Annotated in this window: 17 protein-coding genes; 12 read left to right on the top strand and 5 right to left on the bottom strand. The window is 56.2% G+C overall.

Features of this window, described 5'->3' with window-relative positions; translation table 11 throughout:
• Nucleotide 1 precedes the first annotated feature (1 nt).
• Nucleotides 2–1,480 (top strand): aldehyde dehydrogenase, encoded by a 1,479-nt coding sequence (locus AC2FI9_RS02550; RefSeq protein ID WP_496765280.1) that lies wholly within the window; start codon nt 2–4, stop codon nt 1,478–1,480.
• Nucleotides 1,481–1,523: 43 nt separating this feature from the next.
• Nucleotides 1,524–2,390 (top strand): urea carboxylase-associated family protein, encoded by an 867-nt coding sequence (locus tag AC2FI9_RS02545; RefSeq protein WP_496765278.1) that lies wholly within the window; start codon nt 1,524–1,526, stop codon nt 2,388–2,390.
• Here the strand turns inward: AC2FI9_RS02545 and argE are convergent.
• Together argE and AC2FI9_RS02535 are read right to left on the bottom strand one after the other, a co-directional pair.
• On the bottom strand, nt 2,387–3,526 hold the full coding sequence (gene argE, locus AC2FI9_RS02540) for an acetylornithine deacetylase (protein WP_496765276.1): 1,140 nt from the start codon (nt 3,524–3,526) through the stop codon (nt 2,387–2,389). The two genes, AC2FI9_RS02545 and argE, sit on opposite strands and share 4 nt — an antisense overlap.
• 14 nt (nt 3,527–3,540) lie before the next feature.
• Complete coding sequence (locus AC2FI9_RS02535; protein WP_496765274.1) at nt 3,541–4,725, bottom strand: M24 family metallopeptidase; 1,185 nt, start codon at nt 4,723–4,725, stop codon at nt 3,541–3,543.
• Between the two features lie 195 nt (nt 4,726–4,920).
• Between AC2FI9_RS02535 and AC2FI9_RS02530 the strand changes: the two genes are divergently transcribed.
• The 7 genes from AC2FI9_RS02530 to AC2FI9_RS02500 all read left to right on the top strand — a co-directional run bounded on the left by AC2FI9_RS02530 (nt 4,921) and on the right by AC2FI9_RS02500 (nt 13,154).
• Nucleotides 4,921–6,066, top strand: a complete 1,146-nt coding sequence (locus tag AC2FI9_RS02530; protein ID WP_496765272.1) for a M24 family metallopeptidase — start codon at nt 4,921–4,923, stop codon at nt 6,064–6,066.
• On the top strand, nt 6,063–6,770 hold the full coding sequence (locus tag AC2FI9_RS02525) for a maleate cis-trans isomerase family protein (protein ID WP_496704307.1): 708 nt from the start codon (nt 6,063–6,065) through the stop codon (nt 6,768–6,770). Before AC2FI9_RS02530 ends, AC2FI9_RS02525 begins: the two co-directional genes overlap by 4 nt.
• A 149-nt stretch (nt 6,771–6,919) precedes the next feature.
• Nucleotides 6,920–8,011 (top strand): ABC transporter ATP-binding protein, encoded by a 1,092-nt coding sequence (locus tag AC2FI9_RS02520; protein ID WP_109311640.1) that lies wholly within the window; start codon nt 6,920–6,922, stop codon nt 8,009–8,011.
• Between the two features lie 111 nt (nt 8,012–8,122).
• A complete protein-coding gene (locus AC2FI9_RS02515) occupies nt 8,123–9,214 on the top strand; it encodes an extracellular solute-binding protein (protein WP_496704306.1) in 1,092 nt (363 codons plus the stop codon).
• A gap of 69 nt (nt 9,215–9,283) precedes the next feature.
• Nucleotides 9,284–10,555, top strand: a complete 1,272-nt coding sequence (locus tag AC2FI9_RS02510) for an ABC transporter permease (RefSeq protein ID WP_496765269.1) — start codon at nt 9,284–9,286, stop codon at nt 10,553–10,555.
• Between the two features lie 5 nt (nt 10,556–10,560).
• Entirely contained in the window at nt 10,561–11,772 is a 1,212-nt protein-coding gene (locus AC2FI9_RS02505; protein ID WP_108858770.1) for an ABC transporter permease, read from the top strand.
• A gap of 161 nt (nt 11,773–11,933) precedes the next feature.
• A complete protein-coding gene (locus AC2FI9_RS02500) occupies nt 11,934–13,154 on the top strand; it encodes an aminopeptidase P family protein (protein ID WP_496765266.1) in 1,221 nt (406 codons plus the stop codon).
• Nucleotides 13,155–13,175: 21 nt separating this feature from the next.
• Here the strand turns inward: AC2FI9_RS02500 and speB are convergent, their stop codons facing one another.
• Nucleotides 13,176–14,150, bottom strand: coding sequence for an agmatinase (gene speB, locus AC2FI9_RS02495; protein ID WP_496765264.1), 975 nt, complete (start codon nt 14,148–14,150; stop codon nt 13,176–13,178).
• A gap of 150 nt (nt 14,151–14,300) precedes the next feature.
• Here speB and AC2FI9_RS02490 point away from each other — a divergent pair, with 150 nt between their 5' ends.
• The 3 genes from AC2FI9_RS02490 to AC2FI9_RS02480 all read left to right on the top strand — a co-directional run bounded on the left by AC2FI9_RS02490 (nt 14,301) and on the right by AC2FI9_RS02480 (nt 16,694).
• The gene (locus tag AC2FI9_RS02490) at nt 14,301–15,143 is read left to right on the top strand and encodes a glycosyltransferase family 25 protein (protein WP_496765262.1); all 843 of its coding nucleotides are present in this window, start codon (nt 14,301–14,303) and stop codon (nt 15,141–15,143) included.
• A 127-nt stretch (nt 15,144–15,270) separates the two neighbouring features.
• On the top strand, nt 15,271–15,639 hold the full coding sequence (locus AC2FI9_RS02485) for a group I truncated hemoglobin (RefSeq protein ID WP_496720189.1): 369 nt from the start codon (nt 15,271–15,273) through the stop codon (nt 15,637–15,639).
• Nucleotides 15,636–16,694 (top strand): adenylate/guanylate cyclase domain-containing protein, encoded by a 1,059-nt coding sequence (locus AC2FI9_RS02480; protein WP_496765259.1) that lies wholly within the window; start codon nt 15,636–15,638, stop codon nt 16,692–16,694. Before AC2FI9_RS02485 ends, AC2FI9_RS02480 begins: the two co-directional genes overlap by 4 nt.
• 8 nt (nt 16,695–16,702) lie before the next feature.
• Here AC2FI9_RS02480 and AC2FI9_RS02475 read toward each other — a convergent pair whose 3' ends face one another.
• A complete protein-coding gene (locus AC2FI9_RS02475) occupies nt 16,703–17,317 on the bottom strand; it encodes a TetR/AcrR family transcriptional regulator (protein ID WP_058271885.1) in 615 nt (204 codons plus the stop codon).
• A gap of 103 nt (nt 17,318–17,420) precedes the next feature.
• Nucleotides 17,421–18,230 carry a polyphosphate kinase 2 gene (gene ppk2, locus AC2FI9_RS02470; RefSeq protein WP_496765257.1) on the bottom strand — a complete coding sequence of 270 codons (810 nt, stop codon included), beginning with the start codon at nt 18,228–18,230 and terminating at the stop codon, nt 17,421–17,423.
• Nucleotides 18,231–18,285 lie beyond the last annotated feature (55 nt).

Below are 18,285 nucleotides of genomic sequence, written 5' to 3'. Positions count from 1 at the left end.
CATGGGAAACCTACCGCATTTTCAGCTGTTCATTGACGGCACTTGGACCGAAGGATCAGCCTCGCAGGTGATGACATCGGAAAATCCGGCGACAGGTCAGGGGTGGGCCACATTCGCGTGCGCTACTTCCTCCGATGTTGATCGCGCCATTGCCGCCGCCAAACGGGTTCTGGATGACCCGGAATGGCGGGATATGACACAGACCCAGCGGGGTAAGCTGCTGTATCGCCTGGCCGATCTGGTGGCTGAGAATGCCGCGCGTCTGGGTGAGTTGGAGACGACCGACAGCGGAAAGCTGTTGGCGGAAACCTCGGCACAAACCGGATATGTCGCGGATTACTACCGTTACTTTGCGGGGCTGGCAGACAAGATCGAAGGCACGGTCCTGCCCATCGACAAGCCCGACATGCACGTCTTTACCACACGCGAAGCGATCGGCGTCGTGGCCGCGATCGTGCCGTGGAACGCGCAAATGTTCCTGACCGCGACCAAGCTGGGTCCGGCGTTGGCTGCCGGGTGTTCCGTCGTGCTGAAAGCATCGGAAATCGCGCCCGCACCTATGCTGGAGTTCGCCAAGCTGATTGAACAGGCTGGGTTCCCGTCCGGAGTTGTGTCGGTTATCACCGGTGACGCCGAAAACTGCGCGATCCCACTGACCCGGCACCCGGATGTCGACCGAATTGCCTTTACGGGTGGGCCTGAAACCGCCCGCCATGTGGTGCGAAACTCGGCTGAGAACTTTGCGGTCACGTCATTGGAGCTGGGTGGAAAGTCGCCGATCCTCGTGTTTGAGGACGCCGATTTGGACGGTGCAGCAAATGGCCTGATTGCGGGAAATTTCGGCGCATCAGGCCAAAGCTGTGTGGCAGGAACGCGTGGGCTGGTGCATCGGTCAATCCTGGAACCTCTGGTCGAACGGATCGCCGAAAAGGCCAGCGCCATCCGGTTGGGTGATCCTTTGCAGCCCGAAACGCATGTTGGACCGCTTTGCACGGCAGCGCAGGTGCGCAAAATCGAAGAGACCTTGGACAAAGCGCAGGGGCAGGGCGCGACGATCCATTTCGGTGGAGAAGCAGCGGAGCGTCCCGGGAATTACATGAATCCCACTTTGGTCGAATGCGTGTCACCCGAGACCGAAACCTTGAAGATCGAAATGTTCGGACCTGTCATGTCCTTGCTGCCGTTCGATACCGAAGAAGAGGCTATCGCGCTGGCAAACAGCACCCCTTACGGGTTGGGCTCGGGCGTGTTCACGCAGAACCTTGCGCGTGCACACCGTGTTTCGAAACGGATCAGGGCCGGTATCTGCTGGGTGAACACCTATCGCGCGATCTCTCCTATCGCGCCGTTTGGCGGGTTCAATCAGTCGGGATATGGCCGCGAGGCCGGCGTTGAGGCGATCCTGGATTACACCAGAACCAAGACCACCTGGATCAGCACCGCGCAAGAGCCGATGGCGAACCCTTTCATAATGCGCTAAGGATTCGGAAAGGCAGGGATTTCCGGAGGGAAGTGAGGGGCGCATGAAACTGACAAAACCGAACTTCCCACCACCGGCCGATGCCGCCGACCGCAAGGCCATTGCCCCAGTAATCTGCTACCCACCGGACTCGTTGCAGCAGCCTGATCTGATTGGTTTGGGCCAACTGCGCGAAGGTGCCGTAAAGGTGGCCGAGGCCACTGCTGCCCCGCGTGACGCGGCATGCATTGATGTTCCGGCTGGCGCTTTCTTGAGGGTGGTTTCGGTCGACGGTCCTCAGGTTGGCGACCTGAACATGTGGAACAAGCATGACCTGACCGAGCGGTTCTATTCCGGCAAAACCCGCGCGCTGCACGGCACGCACCTGTCGACCGGAGACCGGATGTGGTCGAGCTTTCCCAACATGCGACCGATGGCGACGATCGTTGCCGATACTCTGGACTGGTATGGGTTCGATACCTATGGCGGATCGGTCCATGACGTGATTGGCACACGGTGTGATCCGTATACCGGGCGTTTGCTATCGGGGGACGACTATCACTATTGCTGCCACTCGAACCTGACCCGCTCGCTGGCCAGCCATTGCGACCTGCCGCTGCATGAGGCCGAAATGCTGGTGCATGACGTGCTGAACGTGTTCATGTGCACCGGATTTTCCCGCGACACGGGCCAGTATTTTATGAAAGCCAGCCCGGTTCGCCCGGGCGACTATCTTGAGTTTTATGCCGAGATTGACCTGATCGTCGGCCTGTCTGCGTGCCCCGGCGGGGATTGTTCGTCGGAACATTCTTCGGATGCCGCTGCCTGCCATCCGTTGGTGATGGAGGTCTATGACCCCGGCGAGAAAGCGCGTGCGGCGCATGTGCAACCGGATCGATCAAAATATGACCGCACGCACGGAACCGGTTAACGAGTCAGGCGCTGACCCAAACGGGTTAACATTCTGCAGCACAGGTCCAACTGTTCGATTTCAAGAAACTCGTCCGCCTTGTGGGCTTGAGCGATCGAACCCGGTCCGCAAACGATCGCGTGAACGCCAAGCTTCTGAAACAACCCGGCCTCGGTCGCAAAGGCAACAACACCTGTACCGTTGGCCCCGGTCAGTTCGGCGACCAGATCACGGGCTGCGTTTTCTTCCATGGGCTCAAGGCCTTCGACTTCGGCGATAGCCTCTTGCGTGATGCTCGAGTCGCTGTGGACCGCTTGCATTTCCGGCAACAGTGAATGCTGTACGTAGTCCGAAAGGGTTTTTTTGACGAGGTCGGCGTCGCCTGCTTGCACGGGCCGCATCTCCCACAAGACCTCGGCCTTGCTGGCTATGACGTTATGGGCTACGCCGCCTGAAATTTGGCCGATATTGACCGTCGTCCAAGGCGGCTCGAACCGGCTGTCGGCGGGTGCGCGGGACTTGAGGATATGGCGCAGCTCCAGCAGTTTGGCGATGTATCGCGCGGCATACTCCGCAGCATTCACCCCGTCATCGGGGGCAGAGCTGTGTCCCTCTAACCCGGTAAAGCGAGTTGTATATTCAAAGCAGCCCTTGTGCCCCTCAATCACGCGCATCTCAGTCGGTTCGCCGATAATCGCGATGTCCGGAACGATGCCGCGTTCGGACAAGTCATCGACCAGCGCTTGCGCACCAAGGCAGCCGACTTCCTCATCGTAAGTAAAGGCAAAGTGCAGCGGCTGGGTCAGCTTCCCGACATCCAGCGTTTCGCCGAAAGCCACCGCCGCTGCGATGAAGCCCTTCATGTCGCATGTGCCGCGACCGTAGAGCTTGCCGTCATTTTCAGCCATCTGGAACGGATCGGTTGTCCAATCCTGATCGGCCACTGGCACCACGTCCGTATGGCCTGACAAAAGGATGCCGCCGGGTTGATCGGGGCCGAGGGTGGCAAACACGTTCGCCTTTGCACCGGTCTTGTCCCGCGTCTCGATACACCGTGCACCCAATGCCTCGAGCCGTTCGGTCAGATAGCTGATCATTTCCAGATTCGAGTCCGCTGACACCGTCTCAAAAGCGATCAGGTCGGCTAGTATTTCCATGGTTCTGGGTAAAGTCATGGCTTCACAAACAGCTTTCTGGGGCGGTCGCAGAAACATTCGGCAGGTCCGGAATCTGTGATGAGGATCGGCTCTGTGATCTCCAACCCCCAATCATCCATCCAGAGGCCTGGCATGAAGTGAAAGGTCATGCCGGGTTCCAGTACGGTCTCGTCCTCGGGTCGCAGGGAAATCGTGCGTTCGCCCCAATCCGGTGGGTAGCTGAGACCAATTGGATAACCGCATCGCGCGCCGCGTTCGATACCGGCCCGTTCCAGCGGGGTGGCCAGTGCCAAAGCAATGTCACGCGCCTGATTTCCGGCACGCGCGGCCTCTAGTCCCGCTTCAAGCCCTTCTACCAGCGCGGCTTCAGCACGAAGCAAAAAGTCGGGTGGCTTACCCAAAAAGACCGAGCGGCAGAAGGGCGCGTGGTAACGGCGATAGCAGCCTGACAGTTCGAAAAATGTACACTCTCCGGATTTGAATGGTTCACCATCCCAAGTCAGGTGCGGTGCAGCGGCATCCGGACCAGACGGGAGCAAGGGCACAATGGCCGCGTAATCGCCCCAATCCTCGCCAACTCCGGTGATTGCGTCATGGTAGATTTGCGCGACAAGGTCGTTCTTTCGCATACCCGGTTCAATGCGTTCCAATACGCCGTCGGTCACATGCTCGGATATCCGCGCAGCTTTTCGCATTAGCGCAATTTCTTCATCGGATTTCACAGCGCGCTGCCAGTTGACCAATGTGTTTGCGTCGATCAGCTCTGCGTCTGGCAACTCTGCCAGCAAAGTCAGGTGCGCTTTGGCCGAATAATAATAATTGTCCAACTCGACACCGATCCGCCCCTTCGCGATACCAGTGTCCGCAATCAGCGTGGCCAGATCCTGCATGGGGTGACGCACGGTGGATTGTACGTATTCGTCGGCATATCCATGGATCCGGTCATTGGACATCCAAACGGTTCTGCGCGCGCCATTGGCATCCTGATTTCGGCCCCACCAGATCGGGTCGGCATCCTGAAGCACAAATACCCCCTGATGCACATAGAACGACCAGCCTTCATACCCGGTCAACCATGCCATGTTTGAAGGATCTTCGACAAACAAGGCATCTAAACCCGCCGCTGCCATGGCAGCGCGGGTTTTTGCCAATCTGCGGTCATACTCGGCGCGGCTGAAGGCCGGATCTGAATGGGGCATTTTAGGCTCCTGCCTTAGGCGAGTTTTGTTGACAGAACTTGACGAATGCGATCACGTCAATGGGCATCACGGGAAAGACACCAAATTGAGAATCTCACCTACCCCCCATCGCGGCGGCCAAATGCTGATCAATGGCGCTTGTTTGAGAATTGACGCGGACGCGCAGGTTAGCTGCTTTTTTTCTGAGGTCACGGAATGAGGGGGTTTGACACATCTGAGTTCGCAGCACGAACGGAACGTGCGCAAAACAAGATGCAAGCCTCTGGTCTGTCGGCGCTGTTGCTAACGACGGAACCTGAGGTTCGATATTTTACCGGCTACCTGACGCGGTTTTGGGAAAGCCCGACACGGCCCTGGTTTCTGATTGTACCTGCGAGTGGTAAGCCGATTTCTGTGATCCCTTCGATCGGGGCCGCGCTAATGGCCGAGACATGGCTCGACGATATCCGAACCTGGGCCGCGCCGGATCTCGCCGACGATGGCATTAGCCTTTTGGCTGAGACACTTCGTGAGGTGACGCCCGACGACGCAAGGATCGGTCTACCAGATGGGCATGAAACGCATGTCAGGATGCCGTTGGCAGACCTTCGACGTTTGCAACAGGCAGTCGGTCGGCGAGACCTTTGCGGCGACGAAGGGATCATGCGCGCGCTTCGGATGGTGAAATCATCAGCGGAGATTGCAAAGATCGAAACGGCTTGCGCCATCGCCGGACGCGCCTTTCAGCGGGTGCCCGAAATCGCCAAAGAAGGCGTGGCGTTGGATGCTGTGTTTCGCCGGTTTCAAATGCTGTGTCTGGACGAGGGGGCCGATTGGGTTCCATACCTCGCGGGCGGTGCGGAACAGGGCGGTTACACTGACGTAATATCCCCGGCATCTGATACGCAACTGCAACAAGGCGATGTCCTGATGCTGGACACCGGCCTGGTTTGGGATGGGTATTTCAGTGATTACGACCGCAACTGGTCGATAGGGTCCGCGAACGCACAGGTTAAGTCAGCCTATAGTGCATTGATTGAAGCGTCGGATGCGGCATTTGAGATTGCGCGCCCGGGCGCCACGGCGGCTAACTTATTTCAGGCGATGAACTCTGTGCTGTCGCGCCACGATGCCGATACGGGGGCAGGGCGTTTGGGGCATGGTTTGGGTATGTCTCTGACGGAATGGCCATCTCTCATTCCAACCGACCACACAGTTTTGAAACCAGGCATGGTCATGACGCTTGAGCCGGGCATTGCCGTGGGCGGAAAGATCCTTGTTCACGAAGAGAACATCGTCATAACCGAAGACGAGCCCCGCTTTCTTAGCCCGCGCGCTGGTATGGAGTTGCCCGAGATATGACCCGTTTACCTTATACCGTTGATGCAGATGATCCCGCCACGCTCCCAATGGGTCTGATCGTCTTGCAGACAGACGAGACCCTTGAGCCAGAGTTCAACGCGTATTTTTCCGACCGTAGCTGCCCCATTTACGTCTCTAGAATTCCCAGCGGCAAAGAGGTGACGACAGATACTCTGGCGGAAATGGAAACCGCGTTACCTGCCGCTGCTGATCTGTTGCCCAAGACCCGACCATATCGTGTGGTTGGTTATGGCTGCACCTCTGCCAGCTCGGTTATCGGCTCGGATCAGGTCGAACAAATGGTTCAAAAAACTTGCGAGGCAGAGGTCGTTACAAACCCATTGCGCGCGGCCTCGGCCTGCGCCCACGAACTTGGTGTAGCAAAGTTCGCACTTTTGTCGCCATATATCGAAGAAGTGAACGATCCCTTACGCAGTGCATTTGCGCAAAATGGCATTTCGATGGATGTTTTTGGCACATTCGGCGAAGCCGAAGAGGCCAAAGTCGCGCGGATTTCACGGAAGTCTCTGATTGAGGCTGCAGTGAGTCTTGGGCAGGATGATTCAGTTGAAGCTGTTTTTCTAAGCTGCACGAATCTAAGAACTTTTGATGTTATTCCGATTGTACAGGAACACCTGATGAAACCGGTGCTTTCCAGCAATCAAAGCCTTGCGTGGCACATGCGCAAGTTGAATTCTGCCTGAAAACTCTGCTGCTTCTTTTTTAATCGTTACCCACGTGTCATATTTTGGTTGCGTGCCGCACCCTGCATGTCCTTAAATGGCCTCGACAGGTCTTTGAGATCCGGATGAACCGGGCAGGCAAGGACTGCACAGGGGAGACTAATCGGTAAATGTCTAATGACGCAGCGTTCGTCGAGTTTCAGCATGTCCAAAAATCTTATGATGGCGAGATCCTTGTTGTAAAAGACCTTAACCTTTCCATGCCGAAAGGTGAGTTTCTTACAATGCTTGGGCCCTCGGGTTCTGGCAAGACAACTTGCCTGATGATGCTGGCGGGGTTTGAAACAGCCACCCATGGCGAGATTATGTTGGACGGGCGACCGATCAACAACATCCCACCGCATAAGCGCGGTATTGGCATGGTTTTCCAAAATTACGCTCTTTTTCCGCATATGACGGTGGCAGAAAATCTGTCGTTCCCTCTGGAAGTGCGGAAAATTGGCAAGGACGCAAGGGAAGAAAAGGTCCGGCGGGCGCTTGATATGGTCCAGATGGGGGCCTTTGGCAGCCGTCGACCGGCGCAATTGTCCGGGGGCCAGCAGCAGCGGATCGCCCTTGCACGCGCGCTGGTGTTCGAGCCCGAGCTGGTTCTGATGGATGAACCGCTGGGCGCGCTCGACAAACAGCTGCGCGAGCATATGCAGTTTGAAATCACGCGTCTGGCCCATGAACTTGGGATTACGACCGTCTATGTGACCCACGACCAGACCGAAGCGCTGACAATGTCAGATCGCGTTGCGGTATTCGACGATGGACGCATTCAACAGCTTGCGCCGCCAGATCTGCTGTACGAAGAGCCTGAAAACAGTTTTGTTGCCCAGTTCATTGGTGAAAACAACACATTGGAAGGCGTTATTAAGTCAATCAACGGCGACGAATGTGTTGTGGCGCTGGATGACGGATCTGAAATTGACGCCAAGCCGGTCAATGTCCATGCGGCAGGTGATCGGACAAAAGTGTCAATCCGGCCTGAGCGGGTGGAATTCAACAAGGATCGCCTGCACGCCGATGCGCACACTCTGAAAGCAACGGTGAAAGAGTTCATCTACATGGGCGATGTCTTCCGCTTCCGTCTGTCGGTTGCCGGGAATGACGACTTCATCATCAAGACGCGAAACGCCCCGGACGCTATCAGACTGTCGCCGGGCCAGGAAGTCGAAATCGGCTGGCTTGCGCGTGACTGTCGGGCGTTGGACGCCTGATCAGGGAACAACCCGTTCACGACACCAAAGTGCGCGGGGAAAGGCATGGGTGGGTTACCCCGTGGCCCAACCAAAAAGATCAAAATTAACGGGAATAACAGGGAGTTAACGATGAAAGTAACAAAAACCACTCTTATGGCAGGTGCTATCGTGGCAGTTGCCGGCGCTGCATCAGCCGAAGAAATGACAATTGTCTCTTGGGGCGGCGCATACTCCAAGTCGCAGCTGAAAGCATATCACGAGCCCTATTCCGAGAAGTCCGGCGTCACGATCCTGAACGACGACAGCTCGGCCGAGGCGGTTGCTAAACTGCGTGCGATGAACGAAGCAGGCAACATCACCTGGGACGTGGTCGACGTTGTGGCGGCAGACGCAATTCGTCTGTGTGACGAAGGCCTGGCGTTGGAAATCGATCCGGACACCATGTTGGCACCGGCACCCGACGGAACCTCGGCTGCTGATGATTTCGGTGACTTGCTTGTCAGCGAGTGTTTCATTCCGCAAATCGTTTACTCGACTACATTCGGGTATCGTACGGATCTGGTGGGTGACACACCGCCGTCGGATGTTTGCGCAGTCTTCGATCTGGAAGCCTATCCAGGCAAGCGTTCACTTGAAAAGCGTGCCATCAACAACATGGAATGGGCTCTGATTTGTGACGGCGTGGCAAAAGACGACGTCTATGACGTGCTGGCGACTCCGGAAGGGCAGGATCAGGCCCTGGCCAAGCTAGGCACCATCAAAGACAACGTTGTCTGGTGGTCTGCAGGCGCGGACACGCCGCAGTTGCTGGCGGACGGCGAGATCATCATGGGTTCGACCTATAACGGTCGCCTGTTCAGCGTGATCGAAGAGCAGAAGCAACCCGTTGCAATGCTGTGGGATGCTCAGATATTTGATCTGGACGGCTGGATTATTCCTGCTGGTCTGAGCGAAGAGCGTCAGAAGCGCGCGCTGGACTACATTATGTTCGCAACCGATACGCAGCGCCTGGCGGATCAGGCCAAGTACATCTCGTACGGTCCGGCACGTGCATCTTCGGCGCCGCTGGTGGGTCAGCACGCGGACCTGGGCATCGACATGGCACCTCACATGCCGACCGATCCCGAGAACGCCAAGAACACGTTCCTTTACAACTACGAGTTCTGGGCTGACTATCGTGATGATATCGAAGCAAAGTTCCAGGCTTGGCTGGCGAAGTAATCGCTGATTGAACCAAAAAACCAGCCGGGGCCAAGTTAGGCCCCGGCGTCAAAAAATCAGGGAACGCAGATGAGCGACGCAACTCAATCAGGTCCGATGTTGGCGGCAGATGGTACGCCGCTGAAGAAATCACTGGCGCGTTCATTGCGTCGGCGTAAATTGCGGGCGTTGGCTCTGGTTGCGCCACTTTTGCTATTTGTACTGCTATCATTCGTCATACCTATCATTTCCATGCTATTCCGATCGGTCGAAAACGGGATTGTCTCAGAGACACTTCCTTTGACAGTCGTTGAGTTACAGAAATGGGACGCCGAGAGCGGGGAATTGCCGGACGAAGCTTTGTATGAAGCATTTATTCGCGACATGGTTGTTGCCGTTGACGCCAAGCAACACACAAGACTAGGTACCCGCTTGAATTACGAACAGACGGGAATGTCGTCGATGTTCCGAAAATCTGGACGCCAAATCAAGCGGTTGGATCCGGAAGCTGACGCCCCGTTCAAGGAAAAATTGATCGAAATTCACGATGGCTGGGGGGACGTGGACACGTGGCGCGTGATCAAGACGCACGCGGTGCCGATCACCAATGGATACTTTCTGAACGCTATTGATATGCAGCGCACACCCGAAGGGGCGCAAGCGCAACCCGAAGATAAGCGCATCCTCATCAAGCTGTTCGGCCGGACATTGTTCATGTCGCTGATCATTACCGGGGCCTGTATTCTGCTGGCCTATCCAGTTTCTTACCTGCTCGCCAATCTGCCGATGCGGGCTTCAAACATGCTGATGATTTTGGTGCTGTTGCCATTCTGGACCTCGCTGCTTGTGCGCACCTCCGCCTGGAAAGTGATGTTGCAGCAGCAGGGTGTGATCAACGAAACGCTGGTCTGGCTGGGCTTTGTTGCCGATGATGCGAGGCTGGTGATCATCAACAATCAATTCGGCACGATCATTGCGATGACGCATATCCTGCTGCCGTTCATGATCCTGCCGATGTATTCGGTCATGCAGACGATTCCGCCGTACTATACCCGTGCGGCCAAATCCATGGGCGCCACCAACTGGACGACTTTCTGGCGGATTTACTTCCCGCAATCGATACCGGGTATCGGCGCGGGTTCGATCCTCGTATTCATTCTTGCCATCGGGTACTACATCACGCCCGAGATCGTTGGCGGCACCAAAGGTGTCTTCATTTCGAACCGGATTGCGTACCACATCTCATCCTCTCTGAACTGGGGACTGGCTGCGGCGCTGGGGACGATCCTGCTGGCGGTCGTTCTTCTACTCTACTGGTGCTACGACAAGATCGTCGGCATTGATAACGTCAAGCTGGGATAAAGAATATGGCTGCACTTACACCAATATCCCGCAAACCGTTGTCGGTGGTTCTGCCGGCTGTCGCAATCGCCGGAGGATTTCTGGGCATGTTCGTCGGAGCCGGGCAGGACAACGTTCTGCTGGGCATTCTGATCGGCGCTGCTTTGATGGCAGGGCTGGCATGGTTGTATATCAACGTGCTGGACAACGAACGCGTTGCGCGCTGGATTACGATACTGGGTCTTGCTGCAATTGGATTTTTCTTTGCAGGCATTACGGGCTTGATCGTCGGGCTGCTGGCGGGGTGGTTCTTTGCCTTCTTCATCTTCTGGCTCTACGAGGGGCGCTATCGGCAAAAATTGCTGCCTTACATGACGGCTGGTCAGGTGTTGTGGCATTTTACTTTCCGGGTGATCTGCGGGGCAATCTTCGTGTTCCTGATCACTCCGATCCTTGTGGTTCTGCCGCTGTCTTTCAATGCGCAGGACTTTTTCACCTTTACGCCCGAAATGCTGCGTCTGGACCCTGAAGGGTATTCGCTGAAGCATTACCGCGACTTCTTCACCAACAATGAATGGCAGCGTAGCTTCAAGAACTCGCTGATCATCGCACCAATTGCGACCATCATTTCGGTATCGCTGGGCACTCTGGCGGCGATAGGTCTCAGCCAGTCGCATGTTCCGGGGCGTCGGGCCATCATGGGCATTCTGATCTCGCCAATGATCGTTCCGCTGATCATCTCGGCCACGGGTATGTTCTTTTTCTACAGCGACATCGGCCGCTTTTTGGAAGGTACGCTGGGTATGAACAAGAACTTCGTCGGCTATGTGAAAGTCGTGCTGGCCCACGCGGTTCTGGGGATTCCCTTCGTCATCATCACGGTGACTGCAACGCTGGTCGGATTTGACCAGTCACTGACGCGGGCTGCTGCGAATATGGGTGCGGGTCCGGTGCGGACGTTCTTCAAGATCCAGATGCCGCTGATTTTGCCGGGTGTAATCTCGGGCGGATTGTTTGCCTTCATCACTTCGTTTGACGAAGTTGTGGTGGTTCTCTTTGTCGGATCAGCCAGCCAAAAGACATTGCCTTGGCAGATGTTCACCGGCCTGCGTGAACAGATCAGCCCGACCATTCTGGCCGTTGCGACCATCCTTGTCGTGATCTCGATCGCGCTGCTGACCACGGTCGAACTGCTGCGGCGGCGGTCTGAACGCCTGCGGGGTCTCACCCCGGCTTGACGCGACTCAAAAGCTGATTTAGCGATTTCACCATGTACCCCGGTCACGATGGCGTCGTGACGCAACGCGGGGTACATGGCTCTCGGATCCCGAGGCCGCTCGTCCTGAACGCCGGGACTTGTGGCCGGGCGATGCCAGTCCGGCGTTGAGGAGAGTCAAAGATGAAAGATCTGAACAACCGCCCCGAGTTTTTCACCTGCCACAACGGTGACAAAGCGCCGTTGCCATTCAGCCGGGCGGAATACGACCGTCGCCTTGCCAATCTACGCGCGACCATGGCGGCACGGGACATTCCCGCAGTTCTGCTGACGTCGATGCAGAACATCGCTTACTACTCGGGCTTCCTGTACTGCTCGTTTGGTCGCCCCTATGGCTGTGTTGTAACGCAGGATGCCTGTACCACGGTTTCGGCCAATATCGACGCCGGGCAGCCCTGGCGCCGGTCGGTCGAAGAGAACGTGATCTACACCGATTGGAAGCGGAACAATTACTGGCGCGCTGTAGCCAGCCTGATTGGCTCCGCCCGCCGGGTCGGTATCGAGGGTGACCACATGACCCTGGCAATGCGCGACACTGCGCTGGACATGTTGGGTGCACCGGAACTGATCGATATCGCGGCTGATACGATGGCTGCACGGATGGTGAAATCAGCCGAAGAGATCGAATTGATCAAAGGCGGCGCGCGTACTGCGGATGTTGGTGGCGCGGCTATCCACGCCGCGATCCGTGAAGGCGCGACCGAGATCGAGATCGCCATGGCCGGACGTGACGCGATGGAGGCTGAGATTGCCCGCGCCTATCCGGATGCCGAATACCGCGACACATGGGTTTGGTTTCAGTCAGGCTTGAACACGGATGGCGCACATAACCCGGTCACCAAGCGCGCGTTAGAAAAGGGCGATATACTATCCCTGAACACTTTCCCGATGATTTCAGGTTATTACACAGCGCTGGAGCGCACTCTGTTTCTGGGCGAACCCGACGCCGATAGCCTGCGCATCTGGAAAGCCAACGTTGCCGCGCATGAGCTGGGTCTGAGCCTGATTAAACCCGGCGCGACCTGCTCGGGGATCTGCGAGGAAATCAACCGCTTCTTCGCCGACGAGGGTCTGCTGCAGTACCGGTCCTTCGGGTACGGCCACTCTTTCGGTATCCTTAGCCATTACTATGGGCGCGAGGCAGGCCTGGAATTGCGTGAAGACATCGACACGGTTCTGGAACCCGGCATGGTCGTTTCAATTGAGCCGATGCTGTGGATTCCAGAAGGTCAGAAGGGTGCAGGCGGATACCGGGAACACGACATTCTGGTGGTCGAGGAAACCGGTGCCGAAAACATTACCGGCTTCCCCTATGGCCCTGAACACAACACGATCAGTGCATAATTGATCTGGCAGGAAGGGCGATCAGCCCTTCTTGCCACGTTCGTGAAAGATGAACCCGATGAAGTTCAGCAGAACCTGAGCCGCCAGAATCTGCGTGCTTTCGGTCGGGTCGTAATTCGGAGCCACTTCGACAAGGTCGATCCCGACTACGTCTCCGCGTTTCGCAAGCCCCTGAATTATCTCCAAGACATCATAGTACTGGAACCCGCCGTGGCTGGGCGTGCCGGTGCCAGAGGCGATGGACGGGCAGAATGCGTCGATATCAATCGTGACATAATACCGGGCGCCTTCCGGGATGCGCGCCAACACGCCATCCGTACCGAGCTTGCGCACCTGCCGAACAGACAAAATGTCCGACCCGCGGGCGCGGGCGTCCTCATATCCTTCTTTGGCGGTTGACGACACGTTCCGGATGCCCAATTGCGTCATGCCCGAAACGTAAGGCTTTTCAATCGCGCGTCGCATGGGGTTGCCGTGTCCCGCGGTCACGCCGTGGCGTTCGTCTACGAAGTCCAGATGTGCATCGATCTGAACAACGTGGATGGGTCCATTTTTCTCGCAATCCTTTTCGAAAGCGTTGATGCAGGGAATATTGACCGAGTGATCTCCGCCGATGGTAACCGGCAGGGCGCCCGCGTTCAGCATCTTTTCCACACCGAACTGGATGTTGGCGTGGCTTTCTTCGGTTTTGGTGTGGATGATATCCGCGTCGCCGATATCGACCATCCGGACCGAGCCATCCAAGTAAGTGGCATCATCCTCATGGTCATATGCGCCGGCATGGCCGAAGCTGAACAGAGTTGAAGCTTCGCGCACCGCACGCGGTCCAAACCGAGCGCCGGATCGCCACTGAGTTCCGAAATCAAAAGGCGCGCCCATGACGGCGACGTCAGCATCGATTTGATCCCAATCCTCGACGTACGGAGCTTTGCCAAAGGTCGATATGCCCACAAACGGCAGGTTCAGGCGACCGCCGGAATATCCATGAGACGTCATTGCAAGAATCCTGTTTATTGTTTTCCCAGAGCAGCTTAATCGGGACTTCTAAATCAGGATAGGCGAAACCGGATACATATTGCTCAAGCGCGGACTTGATTGTCCGCCTTGCCAGTGTGTATCTGGCGTAACTGCTTGAAAGGAAACACCGTGGGACGTCACGAACTGCCACCAGAGACGGGTGCCTTTTTTATCAATCTGGATCGGGTCCCAGTGCGCCGTGACTTCATGGAAGCGCAGTTCAATCATGCAGGCTTGGTGGGTGCCACCCGGTTTGGCGCGACGGATGCCCAGAAACCCGGAGTTGTGGACGCCAGCGGCTATGTTGCCGGATCGGGCAGTCGCTGGGGATTGACGCAAAGCGAAATCGCCTGTTTCGAAAGCCATCGCGCAGTATGGCAGGCGGTCGTGGATCAAAACCTGCAAGCGGCGGCCATTTTCGAAGATGACGTCGAAATGTCCATCCAGGCAGGATCTGTGATTTCCGCACTGATGGCGGACCCAGATGCCTTTGACATGTTGAAGCTGGACTATTCCCCCAAATCTCTTCGTTTTGGGCCAGAGATGCATATCGCAGGCGTCACCGTCCGGCCCATGCTGGAAACGGCCCCGAGTGCGGCCGCCTATGTGCTTTCTCAGCGGGCCTGCCAGAAACTGCTGAATTGGTCCGAAAAGTATTCGGATCACCTGGACGATTTCGTCTCCATCCCACGGTCGGATTGGCGGATGTATCAGTGCTTTCCGGCTGTTGGGGTGCAGATGATCTGGTCGAAACAGCAAGATCACACGGTCGAAGAGGTGAAGGTCAGCGAACGATCCCAAGACCAGAAAACCAACAGCGGGCTGGATAAGGGGCCGCTTTGGTTCCGCCTTCGGCGGGAATTGGTCGCGGCGCGGCGCAAGCTGTATTGGCGCATGGGGGGGCAGACGCGATTGCTGGAACAGGGGGGATATGTCGGGTTCATCCCCTGCGCCGACGATCTGAGCGTGTAAATTCAAGCCTCACCAACGCCACCTAAACGGACATCCCGCGTTGCATCCGCGTCATAAGCGTTAACAAAACTGTCAATATGATATAATCTCGTGACGTTAGTGGTGAATAACGTTTGGGTTATGTGTCGTGGGGCAGACAATTTACGAAAGATACGGTGGTTTCAAAACGATCTCGCGGATCGTGATGACCTTTTACGAAATGGCGTTGGAGTCCGATCAGATCGGCGATCATTTCGAAGACATAGACATGCCCCGTTTGATTGATCATCAGACCAAGTTCGTTTCGTCCCTGGTTGGTGGACCTGCATCCTTTAGCGATGACAGGATCGAGGCGGTTCATCGTCACCTGAACATCTCTCACGCCGATTTTGATGAGATGGCTGCGCTTTTCAGCGAAGCCTTGTCGATGCATGGAATGGAAGACGCGCATATAAAAATTGCCCTTGATGCCATCGAGTCAAAACGAGCCATCATCGTGGCACGCGACGCCGCATGAGTATTCTGGCCATAAACGAACAGCTGCTCCGCGCGATCGGTGTCGGCGTCGCTGTTGTGCGGGCTACGGATTTGGGTTTCGTGTTTCACAACGGTCCATTTACCGAGTGGTTTGGGGCACCGGCCGAAGGTCAGACCCTGTTGGATTATTTTCCCGACCTTGATCCAAAAGAGCTTGAAGACGTTAAACAATCCGGCCTGCGCTATTCGGCCGAGCTACAGGTCAAACCCAAGCGCCGGACGCTGATATTCGCAGTCGCGGTTTCCCTGGCCAACGGCCTTTCCGAACAGGTGTTGGTGGTTGAATTTCAGAACATCACCCGCATTCGCGAGCTTGAGAGTATGATCGACAGTTATTCGACCATGGTCGAACGTAATACGCGCGAATTGGAACGCGAGAAAGAGCGGGTCGAACGGCTGCTGTTGAACCTCATGCCCCGCGCTGTGTACGAAGAGTTCAAGACCTTTGGTGTCGTTACGCCGCAACTCTACGATCAGGTCTCGGTCGTGATGCTGGATTTTGTGGGCTTTACGGATTTTGCGGCAAAAACCGACCCGACTGTGACACTCAGCGAGTTGAACGATGTCTTCACGGCCTTTGACAGGATCGTCGAACAATATGGCTGCGAACGGATCAAAACCATCGGAGACGCTTATCTGGCGGTCTCGGGTATGCCGGACGCAACTCCAGATCATGCGACGGCCGTGGCCCATTGCGCAGTCCGGTTCCTGCGTTACCTCGAACGGCGCAACGAAAGCCATCCGCATAAGTGGCAGGCCCGGATCGGTCTGGGAATGGGGCCTGCAGTCGGCTCGGTCGTGGGTATTCAGAAATACGTCTACGATGTGTTTGGTCCGGCCGTGAACATTGCTTCACGCCTGCAAGTCTTTGCAAACCCAATGAATATCGTCGCCCCAGAAGAAATGAAATACGCGCTGATTGACGAGTTTCAAGTCTCGGATATTGGGCCGGTGGATATCAAGGGCATGGGGCAGATGGATCTGATTAACGTCACCTCGGGCCTTAGTGTTCCGGCACCAAGGCCCAGGTTCTAGCTCGAACCTCAATCGTCCTGCGGCACCAGGCCCAAACCCCGCAGATAGATACCGATACCGCTTTCCAGCAGATCCTCTGGTGGAAAGGGAGAGCTGGCGCCTGTGTTGCGCGCATAAAGCTCAACAACACCATGGCTCATCGCCCAGATATGGGCACTGAACATCGACGCAGGTGGCCGTTTCTCTGGCGGGATGTGTTGCGAAAGATCTGCGGCTGCTTTTTCCAGCACGCTCTTGGCCCGGTTCGCGGCCAACGCCAATTCAGGCGTTCGGTTTACGGATATCCCACTTTCGAACATGGCGATGTAGTGCCCTGGGTGCTTGCGGGCAAAAGCCAGATAGGCCCGACCAGTAGCCTCAAACGCTGCCAAGGCCGAGGGTTGGCCCGTGTCATATGCGTACTGCATCAGGTCGGCGAACATTTCAAAGCCCTGACGGGCGGCCTCGGCGATCAGATCTTCGCGCCCCTGAAAGTGCCTGTATACCGCTGCAGGTGTCACGCCTGCGGTCTTTGCGGCCTCGGACAGGGTAAAGCCGGTCGGTCCCTTTTCTTCAATCAGCGAAAGGGCGGCCTCGATCAGGGCTTGCTTGAGATTGCCGTGGTGATACCCGCGTTTCGCCATGCCTGTGTCACGAGCCTTTTTGTTTAAGTTCTGGGGAACCAAGACATAATCCACGCCTGCCGGTTCGTCCAACCCTTGGCAGCATTGTAGCGCGAAAATGTCATCACGCGTCCAACACCTCGGGTCCGCCGCAAATCAGTGGATCGATCTTGCCAATAGCCTTCTTGTCTTTTTCATCATAGTCCAGCGCGTGCAAAACAGTTCGTATTGCCGCGATGCGGGCGCGTTTTTTGTCGTCTGAGCGAATGATGGTCCAAGGGCAAAGGTCTGAGTGACTGCGGGTCAGAGTCTCCGAGATCGATTGCGTGTACTCGTCCCACTTACCAAGCCCCGCAATGTCGATTGGGCTGAGTTTCCATTGCTTTAGCGGATCTGTCTCACGTGCCAGAAAGCGGTTCAGTTGCTCCGCGCGCCCGACGTTAAGCCAGAATTTGAACAGTTTGATCCCGTCATTCACCAGTCCGGTTTCAAGCGGCAGAACTTGCCTGAAAAAACGTTCGCGTTCTTCGGGTTCGCAAAAACCAAAGACGTTTTCGACCACACCGCGATTGTACCAGCTGCGGTCAAAGAACACGATTTCGCCTGCCGCAGGCAGGTGTTGAACGTAACGTTGGAAGTACCATTGGCTGCGTTCGGTATCAGAGGGTTTGCTGAGCGCCACGTTGCGGGCGCCGCGTGGATTTAGGTTCTCGCGAAAACGTTTGATCGTACCACCTTTTCCGGCGGCATCGCGGCCTTCGAAAATGATCGCAACGCGGTCGCCCGTTTCCCTGATCCAGGATTGCATTTTGACCAGCTCGATCTGCAGCAAATCCATCTCTTTCTCGTAATCCTTACGCTTCATGCGTTCTTCGTAAGGATAGGTCGGGTTCAGGATGTCGTCTTTCTTCGCGTTTTCAATGGCTGACCGCATGTCTTTCGGGGCTTCCCTACGGAAGTATTTTTCAATGGAACCTTTGTCCGAACGG

It is taken from the genome of Ruegeria sp. CDSA246 (assembly GCF_059611225.1).
The sequence above is the reverse complement of the archived record's forward strand: the minus strand, read 5'-3'. Positions and strand labels throughout refer to the sequence as shown.